Below are 16561 nucleotides of genomic sequence, written 5' to 3' on the forward strand. Positions count from 1 at the left end.
AGATTAGAATGGCTTTTGAATATAATCGTATTTTAGTAGCAGTAGACGGCTCCGATTCATCAGAATTAGCTTTTAAAAAAGCAGTTGATATCGTTCTTCGAAACAATGCTAAAATGTATTTAGCTCATGTTATTGATACAAGAACGATCACAACTGTTGCACCAGAAGTATATGATCAAACACTTGCTGCTCGTTCAGAAAATTATGCGCAAACTCTACTTGATGAGTACAAAAATAAAGCCAATAAAAAAGGTATTTATGATATTACAACACATGTAGAAATAGGCTCACCTAAAATTAAAATCCCAAAGGATCTCGCTAAAAAGTTTGATGTAGACTTAATTATTTGTGGGGCGACTGGAATGAATAGAGTTGAAAGGTTCTTAATAGGAAGTGTGTCGGAAAATATTGCAAGATATGCAGCATGTGATGTATTAGTCGTTAGAAGCTAAACTTTCAAATACTACAAACTAACTACTGATAGAGAGCAACAAACAAGCTCTCTATTTTCTCATGTTAAAATGATTTACTTCCATTAATCGGTTTATTTAATTAATAATAAGTAAAATTATTTGAATATTTTTATTTTTTTAAATACATTAATATATTCCTTGTTATGTGATATAGTTAATATCGTATAAATTGCAGTTGATTAAAATAGACCTTTTTTGACAAATTTCGCCATTGGTATATAGGTCATTCTGATCAATTGTAATATGTAAGGGGTATCTTGTTACTTTAGTTGACAATCCACTTAAAATAAACAAGCTTTCCTTTATAATAATAGGGATAGAATACAACAAAAAGGAGGTAACTTATTTGACCACTGAACAAATTCAGCAAACAAATATTAAAACTGCCAAGTCTGATGGACCTTGGAAAAGAACCATAAAAGAGTTTTATCAGAAATTAAGAAAAAATAAAAGCGCTATGGTTGGAGGATACCTAATTATCCTTCTTATCATAATAGCAATTATTGGCCCTTTACTTACACCAACAGATCCATATGCTACTGACTATTCTGTCAAATTAGAAGGACCATCGGCTGATCATTGGTTTGGTACTGATCATCATGGAAGGGATATCTTCACTCGAGTAATTCATGGCCTCGGGATCACCATGCTCATTGGTTTTACTGCTACCATATTAGGTGGACTTGCAGGGGTGATTATTGGAATCATTTCCGGATACTACGGTGGTAAAATTGATGCTGTTATTATGCGCTTGATGGACATATTACTAGCTTTCCCTGGTATATTACTAGCTTTAGCGTTAATTAGTATCTTAGAACCGAGTCGTACGAATGTTATCTATGCAATTGCTATTTTTGCCATACCGACATTTGCACGGATAGTACGTGGATCAACTCTAGCAACAAAAAATCTGGAATATATTGATGCAATGAAAGCTCTTGGTGCATCAGATCTCAGAATTATTACAAAACATATTTTACCAAATATTCTATCCCCTATTATTGTTCAAGCTAGCTTGTTTATTGCCAGTGCAGTAATCACTGCAAGTGGTCTCTCATTCTTAGGAATGGGTGAACAGCCACCATCTCCTGAGTTAGGTGCATTACTAAGTGATGGAAGAGATTTTATGTGGGATGCAGGACATATCGCTTTATTCCCAGGATTAGTAATAATGCTTATTGTTTTGGCATTTAACGTTTTTGGAGATGGTATACGAGATGCTTTAGACCCTAAAATGAATAAAAAATAAAGGAAGAAGGTGCGCCAATGCTTCAATTTATAGTAAGACGTATCATTCAATTGATCCCTGTTTTATTAGGTGTAACCATCATTGTTTTCTCACTTATGCACCTTACTCCAGGGAACCCAGCACAAATTATTGCTGGAGAAAATGCCCCAAAAGAGACGATTGAGCAAATAGAAAATCGACTAGGTCTTAATGAACCTATTCCTGTTCAATATTTTAATTTCTTAAAAAACGCTGTTATGTTAGAGTTTGGAAATTCTTGGAGAACTAGTTTACCAGTAGGGCAAGAGCTGTGGCCAAAGTTTTGGGTCACCTTTGAGTTAGCTGTATATAGTACCATTTTTAGTATTTTCCTTGGATTATTAGCTGGAATTATCTCAGCTGTGAGACAATATTCATTTGCAGATGTAGGAATTATGCTAGTAGCTTTATTCGGTTTATCCATGCCAAACTTTTGGTTTGGTTTAATGCTTATGCAATGGTTTTCCATTCAGCTTGGCTGGCTCCCACCAACAGGCTGGGGATCGCCTCAACAAGTTATCTTGCCGGTTATAACCTTAGGAACAATGGGGGCAGCTGTAGTTGCACGTATGACACGATCAAGTATGCTCGATGTCATTTCCCAAGATTATATCCGAACTGCAAGAGCCAAAGGGTTAAAGGAAAAAGTAGTCATTTACAGACATGCTTTGAAAAATGCCCTTATCCCTGTTGTAACTGTAATTGGATTACAGTTTGGTAGTTTACTAGCTGGTGCTGTTTTAACAGAATCTGTTTTTGCTATTAACGGTATGGGTAAATTAATTGTTGACCGTATCCTTGCAAGGGACTTCCCTGTTGTGCAAGCATCCGTTCTAGTAATAGCTGTTGTTTTTGTTTTTGTTAACTTACTTGTCGATATTTCTTATAAATTCCTAAACAAACGTATTAATATGGACTAAATCCATACTGAAAGAGGTGAGCAATGTGAATCAAGAAATAATTTTAGATATAAAAGATCTTAGAACTTCCTTTTTATTGGAAGACTTTGAGGTAAAAGCGGTTGATGGCGTTTCATTCAAATTACCTAAAGGAAAAACGATCGGTATTGTTGGTGAGTCAGGTTCAGGAAAAAGTATTACCGCCATGTCCATTCTTCAACTGCTTGATAAACCCGGTAAAATTGTTGGCGGAGAAATTAATTTTAAAGGAAGAGACCTTACAAAATTAAGCGAAAAAGAGATTCGCGACATTCGCGGTAACGAAATTTCCATGATTTTTCAAGAACCGATGACTTCTTTGAACCCTGTCTATACAATAGGACAACAAATTCGTGAGACATTAAAAGTCCATCAAGGTCTTGATAAACACAATGGTACAAAAAAAGCGATTGAATTGCTCAGCTTAGTTGGAATTCCATCGCCAGAGCAACGAGTGAATCAATATCCACATCAGTTGTCTGGTGGAATGAGACAGCGTGTGATGATCGCTATGGCCTTAGCCTGTAACCCAGAATTACTGATAGCCGATGAACCTACTACTGCACTAGATGTTACGATTCAAGCACAGATTCTTGAATTAATCAAAGACCTTCAACAAGAATTAGGAATGTCTGTGATTATGATTACCCATGACATGGGTGTTGTTGCAGAAACGTGTGATTATGTTGCCGTGATGTACGGTGGAAAAGTAGTTGAATACCAAGATGTTAAATCAATTTTCAAGTCTCCTAAACACCCATATACGGTAGGTTTACTTAATTCAATTCCTAGACATGACACAGATATAGATGAATTAGAACCTATAAAAGGTAATGTACCAAGTCCTAAAGATATGCCAGCTGGTTGTAGCTTTGCACCTCGTTGTCCGTTTGCAACAGCATTATGTGACAAGGAATTACCGAGTCTAGATACACAATCTGATGGTGGCGAAGTACGATGTTGGATTTATACTGATCGTTGGGACGGAGATCCGGAGGTGAATGTACGTGAGTCAAAAAGAACTGCTGAAAGTGAATAATCTAAAACAACATTTCCCTATTAAAGGGGGATTTCTAGGAAGAACAATAAATCATGTAAAAGCTGTAGACGATATTTCCTTTGATATTTATGAAGGGGAAACATTAAGTGTTGTTGGAGAGTCTGGATGTGGTAAATCTACTACTGGACGAGCTATTTTGCGTTTAGATGAACCAACTGATGGAACAATACAGTTTGATGGTGTTGACTTACTTGCTTTAAATAAGCGCGAAATGAGAAAGAAAAGAAAGGATTTACAAGTAATCTTTCAAGATCCATATGCTTCCCTGAATCCTAGACAAACCGTCGCACAGATTTTGATAGAAGCAATGGAAATACAAAACGCTGTACCGAAGGCAAAAAGGCGCGAAAGAGCGATTGAATTACTTGAAACTGTTGGGTTAAACGCGGATCAAATCGATCGGTATCCACATGAGTTTTCAGGTGGTCAGCGACAACGTATCGGTATCGCCCGCGCGTTATCTGTTGACCCTAAACTGATCATTTGTGATGAGGCAGTATCTGCTTTAGACGTATCTGTACAGGCACAAGTTCTTAATTTGCTTAAAAAGCTACAGAAGGAATTCAATCTAACCTTTTTATTCATTGCACATGACTTAGGTGTTGTTCGTCATATTTCCGATCGAATCATTGTTATGTATTTAGGTAAAATAGTGGAAATCGCAGATAAGAAATCTTTATTTGATAACCCACAGCATCCTTATACAAAAGCATTACTTTCTTCGATCCCGACACCTGATCCAGAAGTGAAGAAAGAAAGAATTATTTTAAAAGGAGATGTTCCTTCTCCTATTAATCCGCCACAAGGATGTAGATTCCATACAAGATGTCCTTTCGCTACGGATATTTGCAGACAGGAAACTCCTGCTTTACGTAATTTAGATAATATGAAAGAAGGCCATCGCGCTGCATGTCATCATATTGAAGAAATAGCCGCAAAATAGTCATATAAAAAGCACTTTGATAACATTCAGTTATCAAAGTGCTTTTTTAATGTTAAGAGAAAAGCATGTTTACTAGGTCAGTAGCAGGGTATATGAAACATCTCCATTTATTTTTATAATTCAAACTGACCAAATAAGTTATTCCTAAGTAATAAGAACTACATAATCAACAGATTCAATTTTTCATAAAAACATGCCATGGTAGAGCCAAATTTAATTTATTGTACTTAAAAAAGGAAGCCTTATGTACAGGCTTCCTTTTCTTAAATAAATTTATTCTTCAATATATGCTTCTTTAAATTGGTAAATACCTTGTGCATTGATACCAAAGTCTTTAACAGAGTCGTTTACACCTAATACATACTCTTGGTGATGTGTATACATCATTGGAGCTAGGTCAACAAGTTTTTGTTGAACTTCGGTATAAATTTCCTGACGAGCTTCAGGATCTGTTTCTCGACGTCCTTCATCTAACAAAGCATCTATTTCATCATCCGCTAAGAAGACCTTATTACCAGGCTCACCATGTTGTGAACTATGGAATAATGGGTATAAACCATAGTCAGCATCTGCTGTTACAGTAGACCATCCTAAAATAAACATATCATGCTCTCCATTGGATGTACGTTCTAAGTATGCTCCCCACTCTAACTCTTCAATTTGAACATCTACGCCAATTTCGGATAATTGAGATTGGAGTGCAACTGCTGTGTCCACACGTTGTTCGTTATCATTTGTCCAAATGGTTGTCTCGAAACCATCTTCATATCCTGCTTCTGCTAATAATTCTTTTGCTTGTTCAACGTCATATGGTAAACCTTCAATCGAATCATCATAACCAAATACAGGTGGTGCTAATGCGCCAATCGCAGGGATACCGACACCATTCATTACACCTTCAATGATTTCATCTTTATCAATTGCCATTGAAAGAGCTTGACGTACTCTAACATCATCGAATGGTTCTTTTTCTATATTAAATCCAATATAAGAAACGGAAACACTTGGTTCTTGTAATACACCTGCGTCTGGAAGACCATCGACACGAGCAATGTTGTTAGGTCCGATGTTATCTGCAACATGAGATACACCAGTCTCTAACTCAGCAACTCGTGAGCTTTGTTCAGATACTACTTTAAATTGAACAGATTCTAATTTAGCGTTATCTCCCCAGTAGTCTTCAAATCTAGCTAACTTAACAAATTCCCCAGGAGACCATTCGTCAAGCTCAAATGGTCCTGTACCACTAGGATTTTGGTTGATATATGTGTCAACATCGCCACCATCTTCTAGTTGTGCATAATCTTCATCAATAATTGTCGGACTCATTATCGCAGTACCACTATGTGCAAGATTTGCTAATAATGGCGCATATGGATACTCTAAGTTAAATCTAACTGTGTAATCGTCTACAACTTCAACACTCTCAACCTGTTCTACTAGGAAAGCATATGGTGAAGCAATATTTTCGTCAACTAAACGATCAAAGCTTTTTTTAACTGCTTCAGCGTTGAATTCTGCACCATCATGGAATGTCACACCTTCTTGAAGATTGAATTCCCATGTCACATCATCAACCTGTTCCCAATCAGTTGCCAAACCAGGAATAATTTCTTGATTTTCATCTAAATTAGTTAATGTTTCATAAATATTTTCACGCACATTACTTGAAGGCACATCATTTTGTCCTTGTGCTGATAGTGAAACTACGTCTGACGCAACTGCTATCACTAACTCGCCAGAACCAGCTGCTGCTTCTTCCTCACTACCTTCTTCCCCTGTACCTTCTTCAGTTTGATCGCTTTCATCTGTTGTATCTTCATCAGGCTCACCATCACCTGCACAGGCAACTAGTGCAATGGATAGTGCAAATAGAAGAGACAACATTAGAACTAAATGTTTAGATTTCATCAATCTAAACCCCCTCCACTTTAATATTTTTGTAAAGATTATGTAAAACTATAATCAAGTTATAATATAACCTAAAAACCTCTTATTTTCAAGATAAATTAATCATATAATAACTTTATTGTTACCTTCGGCCTATAATTTCAACATTGTTTGTGAATAATGTATAAAAGATTATTTGACAAAGGTCATTTAAGACAAAAAAAGACCTTCCTTCCTGTTATACAGGAAGAAGGTCTATAATCATATCATCCTATTACATTTACTTAGTCAACCTTATTGTATCTCTAGCAATCATCACTTCTTCGTTCGTCGGGATAATGATTACCTTGACTGGTGAATGTGGATAATTTACAAATGTTTCTTTTCCACGAATATTATTTAGACTAGGATCCCAGTACACACCCATGAACTCTAATCCTTTTAATACGCGCTCACGAATTGTTATACTATTTTCTCCTACACCTGCCGTAAAGATGATCGCATCTACCCCATGCATTCTCGCTGCATATGAACCAATATATTTGTGAATTCGCTCAGCAAATACTCGAAGTGCTAATTCAGCACGATCGTCACCTTGCTCAGCCTTCTCTTGAATATCCCGTAGATCACTGGAAAATCCAGATAAAGCTAACATACCACTTTTCTTATTTAGAACATTCATCACTTCTGAAGCAGATTGACCTGTTTTCTCCATAATGTATGGAATTAACGCTGGATCAATATTTCCAGATCTTGTCCCCATTGTCACACCAGCTAAAGGGGTAAAGCCCATCGATGTGTCAATAGATTTTCCGTTCTCAATTGCAGCGATACTTGCACCGTTTCCTAAGTGACAAGATAATAGTCGAAGTTGTTCTAACGGTACTCCCATTAATTCGGCAGCACGTTCAGATACATATTTGTGTGATGTACCATGAAATCCATATTTACGGATCCCATATTTTTGATAGTATTCATATGGCAAACTGTATAAGTAAGATTGCTCTGGCATTGTTTGGTGAAATGCTGTATCAAAAACGGCAACAGCTGGTACATCAGGTAGTACTTCACGAAAAGCACGGATCCCCGTTAGGTTTGCGGGATTATGCAATGGTGCTAATTCAGATACCTCTTCAATATCTTCTATAACGTTATCAGTTATTACGACAGAATCATTAAATTTCTCCCCACCATGCACAACACGGTGACCTATACCGTCTATTTCGTCTAAGCTTTTAATAACACCAAATGATGTTAATTTATCAAGTAATAGCTTAACAGCTACTGCATGATCTGGTATCTCTAGGATCTCTTCACTTTCTTTATCCTCAAATTCAATAGAGAAAACGGAATCCGCAATTCCGATACGTTCTATAAGTCCTTTTGATAACACTTTTTCTTCTGGCATTTCAATTAGTTGAAACTTTAGTGAAGAACTTCCGGCATTTACAGCTAAGATTTTACGCAACATTTTCAATCCTTTCATTCTTTCATTGTACTTATCCTGGCTAGCTAAACAATGTTTTTTCATCTGTTTTAACATTCCCATATCCATTTAAACACCGTCAGAATAAGTTTGCAACCGGAATATTATATGGTAACGTTTGCTTCACAAAATCTTTATTTTCTGATTTTTCTCATTTTTCAGATTCGAACCAATTATCAATCTTTGTCAACATATTATGTGTCGCATGAACATCTTTAAATGATGGTAATTGTGCCATTAATGTTTGCTTTGGTGGTTTTGTATTTTCTCCTTGCTTTTGTAAAACCAATATACTTTTAGCATGTTTTTCCGAAGAAAACATGGTCAATGGTAATTGCATTAGTGCTAATATATGAGCATTATGACGTAAAAATTTCTGTAACTTATCACTTTGGTCACTAGTAAAAAGAAAATTAGGAATTAAAAATAGTAAGTAACCTGCTTCCTTCGTATATTTCATGCTTTGCTCAATAAATAAATGATGTGAATATGCATGTCCTTCCTCAGCTTTTAATTCATATTGGGCAGCCTGTTCATCATTCGGATAATATCCAACAGGTAAATCGGCTATAACTACATCAACTGGGTCTAATAATAATGATGTTAAGCTATCTTGATGAAAATACTCTACTTCGACTTTCTGCAGATTTGCACTTTCCACTGCTAACTGAATTAAAGTAGGGTCAATTTCACTTCCATACCCGCTAACCTCTGCTTCTACCTGATTGATTACAGCCGTTAATAAATTTGCTGCACCACTAGCCGGATCAAGTAAGCGAAACTGCTTCTTATCTGGCATTAACTTTTGAACAAAGTATCCCATAAACATCGCAACAGAATCTGGTGTTACCACATGCTGATGTTGGGTAGATCCTTTCATTCCTTTAATTAAAGCTAACTGAATAACTTTTCTAATCGATTCACTTGTAGCATCTTCCCTTAAAAATAACTTTTTAAGGGAATGTAGGCTTTCCTCTGTTTTCTTATTGGGCATTTCTAGTGTTTCTTCCGTTTGAATTGCTCGCAATGCAAAAATCAAACTATCCAAATATGGCTCATTTTCTGTTTCCTCAATAGCCGTAGTTAGTTGATCTAAATCTGCAAAGGCTTTTTCTATATCAAATGACATCTTTGTTTTCCCTCCATCAATATACAAAATGATTCACTGCCTATTTAACAAGATGATTATCGTTCATAAGAGTCTACTAGGACGTACGGACGATAAACACCCTGATACTAAAAGCGGGTTAAAAATCCACTTTTAGAAGCCACATTATATTATGAAGGCAGTGAAATCAAATTGTCTACTGAGAAGCATTAGATATCACTACTTTGATCCCTTTCATCTCTTCTTTGTTTTAACATTTCTAAAACTTGATCAATCACTTGTGGACTTTTCTCTATCACTTTCTCGTAAGCATTAGCGGATTCATTTAATGATAGGAGTTCGACCCCTTCTTTATTTGCTACCACGAATGCGGAAGGTATAATCGAAACACCACCTCCACTCCCACCACCAAACGGGATAATCGATTCTGATTGATTCTCGTCATCTTGGTTTTGTTGTTCCTGTTGACCCCCTGGCATGAATTCACTACCTCCAGCTGCAAAACCAAATTTCACTTTGGATAGAGGTATAATTAAACTTCCATCCGGTACTTCTATTGGTTTCCCAATTGCTGTATCTACTTCCACTAGTTGCTTTAAATTTTCCATTGTTAAATTCATAAATCCTTCTAACGGGTGAACATCTTGATTATTGTCTGCCATTAATTAATACTCCTTCCGTAATTTATTCATTTTTTTTAATTCTTTGATAGTCTTACTCAATTTAATCGATATCATGCATTCACCTGCTGATTGGAAGGTTTCCTGTTCAAAATCAGCTGATACATTTAGCTGAACAAGGTGATGACTATATTGCGCCTTGATCCATTCTGCTAAGGAGCTAATAGACACATAAAGATAAGCCGTAATTGCTGGATCATATGTTGCAACAATGGTATCGGCTTGGATCTTCTCCATGTTTGATTTTTTCAGCACAGTTTTTACGAGGGAATACATCTCTTTCTTCTTCCCATTCTTACTAGGTTCTAAAAAGGTAATAGCTAGTTGGTCGAAATCGATTGTCTTTTGATAGAAAGTAATATGTAATATACTGATTTTATATTGCATATATTTATCATTTTCATCCCAATGCCAATCAAGAGAAATATACACTCGAGATCTAGAAAAAATCAGAAGTATGATAAGGAAAAAAAGGATTAAAATTATTAATAAGACAATCAGCATATTCTCACCTCATCATTATTATTTACTAATAAATACCATAATAATCATAAAGTAATGATAATCGACACAAAATATTGCATATTAATCGATAGGATAGTCCAGGAAACCATGATATGATGAGAATAGATAGATATGCTGTTAGGAGGGAAAAAAGTGGACAACCGAAGTAACTTATATTTTTATTACAAAAAAGATGAGAAACTTATAAAAAAATTAGAACCTTTATTTGAATATGTTACAAAGCAAGGATTTCGAATCGTTGAAGAACCAAAGGATGCTAACATTATAATCAGTGTTGGTGGTGATGGTGAATTTCTTCAAGCTGTCCGACACACAAACTTCCGTCAGGATTGTTTATACCTAGGCATTACACAAGCAGATGAATCAAGCCTATATTGTGATTTTAATATTGATCAGTACGATCAGATGGTAGCATCCATGAAAAATGATAATATTGAGGTTCGGCGCTTCCCGATCATTGATGTAACCATCAATGAACAGTCAACTTTCCATTGTTTAAATGAAGCAGCTATTCGTTCTGCAGTTATTAAAACAATTGTAATAGATGTATTTATTGATGATAATCATTTCGAACGTTTCCGTGGAGATGGTTTAATTGTGGCGACTCCTACTGGGAGCACAGGTTATAACAAGTCAATATCAGGTGCTGTGATTGACCCGAAAATCCCTTGTTTACAAGTTTCAGAGCTTGCTTCTTTAAACAATAATCGTTATCGTACCTTAGGATCATCATTTGTACTGAATGAAGATCGGACATTGCGTCTCGAAGTAATTCAAGATGGTAACGATTATCCTATAGTTGGACTAGATAATGAAGCTTATTCAATTAGAAATATTCATACTTTAAAGATTCAGTTAAGTGATAAACGAATTAAAACGGTGAAGTTAAAAAACAACTCCTTCTGGGACCGTGTTCAGCGGACATTTTTATAACAATAAACAAATGTAGAGGGTGGGGGCAAAAACGAAAAGAGGGAGAGGAGGATCCGAACACTCTGGATTCAGTGTCGTTAAAAAACGAAGACTCCTGTGGATCGGCTAACTACGGTCACGTCTTGTGACCAAAACAGACACTTGATCGTCCTGATCTTCGACACGAGCGGAAGATCTACTTTACCAAGCGTTCATTGCAAAGTTAACTGATGCTGTGCCTAAGGAAAACGAAGTATTTTGCAGAAACGCTGGTGAATGTTTGAATTTTTCCTTCTTCACACTCTTTTGTCCCAACTCTTTTCTATCGTTCATATAATGGTGTATACTGGATATTTAGTTTTTTAAAGGCTCGTCCGGATTTTCATACATGATCTCACCGTCTACGATGGTTGCTTTTACGTTTATTTTATGGAATAGATCAGGATTATGTTTAAAAAGATCTTTCTCTAAAATAGTAAAGTCAGCTACATAACCTGCCTTTATCATTCCTCGATCATGGAGATGATTAATTACAAATGCGCTTCCCTTCGTGTATAAAGAAATAGCTTCAAATACCGAAAGCCTCTGATCACTCCCATATACTTGACCATCAATATTAGATCTTCTAGTTACTGCTGCTTGAATCCCTAATAATGGGTTTACCTCTTCAATCGGAGCATCTGATCCGCCAGCACACGCAATTCCGTTATTTATATAAGTTTTCCATGGATAAGACTGATCTGCCCGTTTATCACCAATTCTCTCCTTCACCCAAGGAAAATCTGAAGCAACAAAAGAAGGTTGAATATCTAGTACTACTGGGATTTTTTTTTAATTTATTCAATAAACGATCATTCATGATTTGCGCATGAATGATACGGTCCTTTAAATCATTTTTTAATGGATATTTTTCTATACAAGCCACGATTTCCTCTACTGCTCGATCACCTATTGCATGAACGGCGACAGGGTGCTGATATTTTCTAGCCTTTTGAAAAAGCATTTCTAAATCATTTTTTGCATGTATCGAAATACCGACATTATTTGGCTCATCATCGTATGGCTCACTTAACCACGCTGTTCTGCCACCTAAAGCACCATCAGAAAATATTTTCATTGCACCTAATGTTGTGAATTCTCCTCCATCACCATATTGCATGCCTTGCTCTAACATTTGCTCAAACACTAGATGATGAACTAATAAATGGGCTCTAAATTTATACATTTCAGGTAAAACATGATGATATGCTTTTAATGTCCTTCTAAACCCGCCATAATAAGCTAGATCTTCACTATGCCCGCCAACTAAACCTAAGCGAAGCAGATCCTTTATTGCAACGTTGATTGTCTCCTCTAATTTCGCATCAGACATTGGCGGTATGATCTCTTTTACTAATTCCTGTGCTTGATCTAATAAATATCCCGTAGGCTCTCCTATTTCATCACGCACTATTTTTCCGCCTTGGGGATCTTCTGTTTCACTTGTTATTCCAGCTAACTCTAATGCTTTTGAATTAACGATAATAGCATGACGACATATTCGCGACATCATGATTGGATGTTCTCCAGAAATCTCGTCCAATTCCCTTTTATCAATAATTCTCGCATCTTTCCATTGGTTTTCATTCCAGCCATCAGCTATTAGCCATTCATCTGGTTCTAACTCGTGTATCTTCCTTTCTAGAGCTTGTAATACTTCATTTGCAGATTCCATAGACGATAAGTCAAGGCGTAATAATTTTTCACCGTGACCAATGATATGCAAATGACTATCGACAAATCCTGGGTACATTACTGCTCCTTCCAGGTTATATTCCTTGTCAATTCTGTTCATATATGTATTTTTCAGATCCAGTAGTGCCCCTGCTTCTATAATCGTACCATCTTCCACAAACACTGCTTCTGTTGTTGATATTTCATCCTCCATTGTATAAATCGTACCACCATGAAAAAGGATCCCCATTCTATCACCTAACCTAGCCTTATAATCTTCTGTTAATATGGTATAACAATAGCAAAAAGTGATGAAATGCGCAAAGCACCTGCATTAAAAAGTCTACGTATTCTTGATGATTGTGAGAAATCCCCTCTATACTGGCTAACTTTGAAACCATAAGAAAAGGATAGTGCACCTGCACTATCCTCTATTTATTATTGGTTTGCTTGTCCACCTAATTGTTGTTCAGCCATTTGTACAAGACGTTTTGTGATTTCACCACCAACTGAACCATTAGCACGTGAAGTAGTATCAGCACCTAAGCTAACACCGAATTCTTGTGCAATTTCATATTTCATTTGATCTAGAGCCTGGCTTACTCCAGGTACTACTAGATTGTTTGAGCTATTGTTGTTCGCCATCTGCTTTCACCTCCTCTTGTCTACATTACTATCATGAACTTTTGGAGGTGAAATCATGCAATTTTTTTATTGGAAGTTGTTGTTAATTAACCCAACTGTTAGAGTAAATCTTCGATATCTGCTTCTTGACTATCTTTTGCTGCTATTTCAACTGTTTCAATAGAAGAGAGAATATCTTGAATATCCTGCTCAAACTCTATATTAGCCTCAAATTGCTCCACTTTATCCAATTTCGGTTTTGTCTTTGGTTGTTTCGGTACAAAGACCGTACAGCAATCTTCAAAAGGACGAATAGAAATCTCATACATATCAATCTCTTCTGATATTCTGATGATCTCATCTTTATCCATTGCCACTAATGGTCTGATAACTGGATAATTCGTTACTGCATTGATAGCATGCATACTTTCCATTGTCTGACTGGCTACTTGTCCCAAGCTCTCACCTGTAACAAGTGATAAAATACCTTCCTGTTTTGCGACAGCTTCACTTATGCGCATCATCATCCTTCTCATCACCGTCATCGAGTAGCCATGCGGGATTTCACGATGTATTTTTTGTTGCAAAGCCGTAAAAGGAACTATATGCACTTTGATTGAATGTCCGTAGAATGATAATTTTTCAGCTAAATCTAATACTTTCTCCTTAGCTCTTTCGCTAGTATATGGTGGTGAGTGAAAGTGGATTGCTTCCAATTCAACACCCCGTTTCATCGTTAAATAGCCAGCTACAGGGCTATCAATCCCACCAGATAACAGAAGCAGTGATTTCCCGGATGACCCAACTGGAAGCCCTGCAGCACCTGCAACTTTTTTAGATGTTAAGTATGTTCCATCAGGACGTATATCCACATGAATTTCCAAATCTGGTTGGTGGACATCTACTGTGATATTGTCCGTATTTGACAATAAATATCCACCCAAAACATGGTTAAACTCTTGGGAACCAATCGGAAACTCTTTATTAGAGCGCTTAGTGGAAACTTTAAAAGTCGTTACATTCTCCGTTTCCGTTAAAAGTTTTAGTGCCCCTTCTTTAATGGCAGTTTCTTCATTTTCAACTTTGAGCGCCACACTCATGTTTTGAATACCGAATATCTTGCGGCATCTTTCCATAATCGGCTCAGGGTCCTCACCGTTTAACACGATATACATACGATCACGCTTTTTGTCTACTTTAATTGCAGGAAAATTCCGTAATGCTTGCCGCACATTTTTAGCTAATTGTGTAGTAAACAGCTTTCTATTCCGCCCCTTTAAGGTTAGTTCTCCATATCTAATTACTATATGATCATATTGCATGAATATCTACCCCATTACTTCACTTAAATTTTTTATCACTTCTTTTAATTTTTGACTGAAATAATCGATTTCCTCTGGCGTTGTTTCATATGACATACTAACACGCAGTCCCGAAATTGCAACTTCTCGTTCTTTACCACAAGCAATAAGTACAGCACTTTCATCTGCACTTTTCGAAGAACATGCAGACTTTGTTGAAATAAAGATATCAAAATCTTCTAAAGCGTGTATTACCACTTCTGGTTTTAAGCCTCTTGCCGAGAAATTTACGATATGTGGTGCACTGTTTGCTTCGGGTGTATTGATTACAACTCTGTCTATCGTGTGTAGTTGTTTCATTAATCTATCCTTTAAATTAGATAAATGATGATGTAGCTTCGTTTGATTTTCCTTTGCAAGACGCATTGCCTTCACCAGTGACACAATTCCGGCAATATTTTCTGTACCAGATCGGATCTTTCTTTCCTGACCACCACCATGAGCCAAAGAAAATAGTCTAACATTATGTTTCACATATAACAATCCAGTGCCTTTCAAACCATGGATTTTATGACCAGAGATCGTACATAGATCAATAGAACACTCCAGCATATTCAGAGGTACTTTTCCATATCCTTGGACATGATCAACATGAAAAAATGCCTTTGGATAGTTTTGCACTACCTCTCCGATCTCTCTGATCGGTTGAACCGAGCCTATTTCATTATTAACATGCATGATAGAAACCAATATCGTATCTTCTCTTATTTCTTTCTTTAAACTATCTATATCAACGAAACCTGATTCATCGACATCTAAATATGTCACTTCAAAACCTAACTTTTCTAATCCTTGACAAGTTTCCATAACGGATGGATGTTCAATAGCAGAGGTAATAATATGCTTTCCTCTATTTTGGTGTTCAAGAGCAATACCTTTAATTGCTAGGTTATTTCCTTCCGTTCCTCCAGAAGTAAAAATAATTTCATTAGGATTTACTTCCAACAAAGAAGCAGCTTGCTCTCTCGATTTACGTAATAAGCGCTCAGCATCCATCCCTATCCCATGGATAGAGGATGCATTGCCAAAGTATTGAGTAGACACTTTTGTAAAGCTGTCTAACACTTGTGGATTCGGTTTTGTTGTAGCACTGTTATCTAAATAAATCATCCATTACCCCTCTTTTTCCATTCACATTGGCATATCTTATCATATTTTGCCGATCGTGCATATAAGTTATGCTTAAACAAACAATAGAAAAGATATTCCTTTGTCACATAGGAATATCTTTTCTACTTTACTATTCAAACTCAATATCTAATACCGACATTACTTCATCAATGGAAACAATATTGTCTTCACCCGTTGCCGGTATGATATTTGCTAAAGACAATTTATTTCCTTGAGATTGTTCACTCTTAGAATTACCTTTGTTAGAGTTCTCTTGTGTCGATACCTTTGTATCTAGGTTTGTTCTAAAAGTAAAATTGGTTTGTTTGTAATCTTGTTTGTACTTAACAACCTTATGTTGCTCAGCATTGACATAATTTGTTTGTTCCAGATCCATATAAAAAAACAGAACAATTCCCCAGATAGTGACTGTCACAACAGATAATGCAATTACTAACCATTTCATGATGC

General features: G+C 36.3%; 17 protein-coding genes. 6 read left to right on the forward strand and 11 right to left on the reverse strand.

Annotated elements, in window-relative coordinates:
- Positions 1-8 precede the first annotated feature (8 nt).
- From ACTNEP_RS06835 to ACTNEP_RS06855, 5 genes are all read left to right on the forward strand, one after another.
- Positions 9-452 (forward strand): universal stress protein, encoded by a 444-nt coding sequence (locus ACTNEP_RS06835; protein WP_441161029.1) that lies wholly within the window; start codon positions 9-11, stop codon positions 450-452.
- 367 nt (positions 453-819) lie between these two features.
- Positions 820-1722: an ABC transporter permease gene (locus ACTNEP_RS06840; RefSeq protein WP_441161030.1), complete on the forward strand. Its 903-nt coding sequence runs from the start codon at positions 820-822 to the stop codon at positions 1720-1722.
- 17 nt (positions 1723-1739) lie between these two features.
- Positions 1740-2660, forward strand: coding sequence for an ABC transporter permease (locus ACTNEP_RS06845; protein ID WP_441161031.1), 921 nt, complete (start codon positions 1740-1742; stop codon positions 2658-2660).
- Between the two features lie 25 nt (positions 2661-2685).
- Positions 2686-3717, forward strand: a complete 1032-nt coding sequence (locus tag ACTNEP_RS06850) for an ABC transporter ATP-binding protein (protein WP_441161032.1) — start codon at positions 2686-2688, stop codon at positions 3715-3717.
- Entirely contained in the window at positions 3686-4681 is a 996-nt protein-coding gene (locus tag ACTNEP_RS06855) for an ABC transporter ATP-binding protein (RefSeq protein ID WP_441161033.1), read from the forward strand. The genes ACTNEP_RS06850 and ACTNEP_RS06855 overlap by 32 nt, the downstream gene beginning before the upstream one ends.
- A gap of 273 nt (positions 4682-4954) precedes the next feature.
- Here ACTNEP_RS06855 and ACTNEP_RS06860 read toward each other — a convergent pair whose 3' ends face one another.
- From ACTNEP_RS06860 to ACTNEP_RS06880, 5 genes are all read right to left on the reverse strand, one after another.
- Positions 4955-6592 (reverse strand): glutathione ABC transporter substrate-binding protein, encoded by a 1638-nt coding sequence (locus ACTNEP_RS06860; protein ID WP_441161035.1) that lies wholly within the window; start codon positions 6590-6592, stop codon positions 4955-4957.
- A gap of 259 nt (positions 6593-6851) precedes the next feature.
- A complete protein-coding gene (locus tag ACTNEP_RS06865) occupies positions 6852-8039 on the reverse strand; it encodes an acetate kinase (RefSeq protein WP_441161115.1) in 1188 nt (395 codons plus the stop codon).
- 169 nt (positions 8040-8208) lie between these two features.
- Positions 8209-9186: a class I SAM-dependent methyltransferase gene (locus ACTNEP_RS06870; RefSeq protein WP_441161036.1), complete on the reverse strand. Its 978-nt coding sequence runs from the start codon at positions 9184-9186 to the stop codon at positions 8209-8211.
- 188 nt (positions 9187-9374) lie between these two features.
- Positions 9375-9827, reverse strand: coding sequence for a GerW family sporulation protein (gene ytfJ, locus ACTNEP_RS06875; protein ID WP_441161037.1), 453 nt, complete (start codon positions 9825-9827; stop codon positions 9375-9377).
- 3 nt (positions 9828-9830) lie between these two features.
- Positions 9831-10232, reverse strand: coding sequence for a hypothetical protein (locus ACTNEP_RS06880; protein WP_441161038.1), 402 nt, complete (start codon positions 10230-10232; stop codon positions 9831-9833).
- A gap of 249 nt (positions 10233-10481) precedes the next feature.
- On the opposite strand from ACTNEP_RS06880, the gene ACTNEP_RS06885 reads away from it, so the two are divergent.
- The gene (locus ACTNEP_RS06885; protein WP_441161039.1) at positions 10482-11303 is read left to right on the forward strand and encodes an NAD kinase; all 822 of its coding nucleotides are present in this window, start codon (positions 10482-10484) and stop codon (positions 11301-11303) included.
- 333 nt (positions 11304-11636) lie between these two features.
- Here the strand turns inward: ACTNEP_RS06885 and ACTNEP_RS06890 are convergent, their stop codons facing one another.
- The 6 genes from ACTNEP_RS06890 to ACTNEP_RS06915 all read right to left on the reverse strand — a co-directional run bounded on the left by ACTNEP_RS06890 (position 11637) and on the right by ACTNEP_RS06915 (position 16556).
- Positions 11637-12053, reverse strand: coding sequence for an amidohydrolase family protein (locus tag ACTNEP_RS06890; protein WP_441161040.1), 417 nt, complete (start codon positions 12051-12053; stop codon positions 11637-11639).
- On the reverse strand, positions 12034-13245 hold the full coding sequence (locus ACTNEP_RS06895) for an amidohydrolase (RefSeq protein ID WP_441161041.1): 1212 nt from the start codon (positions 13243-13245) through the stop codon (positions 12034-12036). The genes ACTNEP_RS06890 and ACTNEP_RS06895 overlap by 20 nt, the downstream gene beginning before the upstream one ends.
- Positions 13246-13433: 188 nt before the next feature.
- Positions 13434-13640, reverse strand: coding sequence for a small, acid-soluble spore protein, alpha/beta type (locus ACTNEP_RS06900; protein WP_441161042.1), 207 nt, complete (start codon positions 13638-13640; stop codon positions 13434-13436).
- Between the two features lie 98 nt (positions 13641-13738).
- Entirely contained in the window at positions 13739-14941 is a 1203-nt protein-coding gene (thiI, locus tag ACTNEP_RS06905) for a tRNA uracil 4-sulfurtransferase ThiI (protein ID WP_441161043.1), read from the reverse strand.
- 6 nt (positions 14942-14947) lie between these two features.
- Entirely contained in the window at positions 14948-16090 is a 1143-nt protein-coding gene (locus tag ACTNEP_RS06910; RefSeq protein WP_441161044.1) for a cysteine desulfurase family protein, read from the reverse strand.
- Between the two features lie 130 nt (positions 16091-16220).
- Entirely contained in the window at positions 16221-16556 is a 336-nt protein-coding gene (locus ACTNEP_RS06915; protein WP_441161045.1) for a hypothetical protein, read from the reverse strand.
- Positions 16557-16561: the final 5 nt, after the last annotated feature.

Origin of the sequence: Gracilibacillus sp. HCP3S3_G5_2, assembly GCF_052063305.1 — a bacterium.
GTDB lineage: Bacteria > Bacillota > Bacilli > Bacillales > Amphibacillaceae > Gracilibacillus.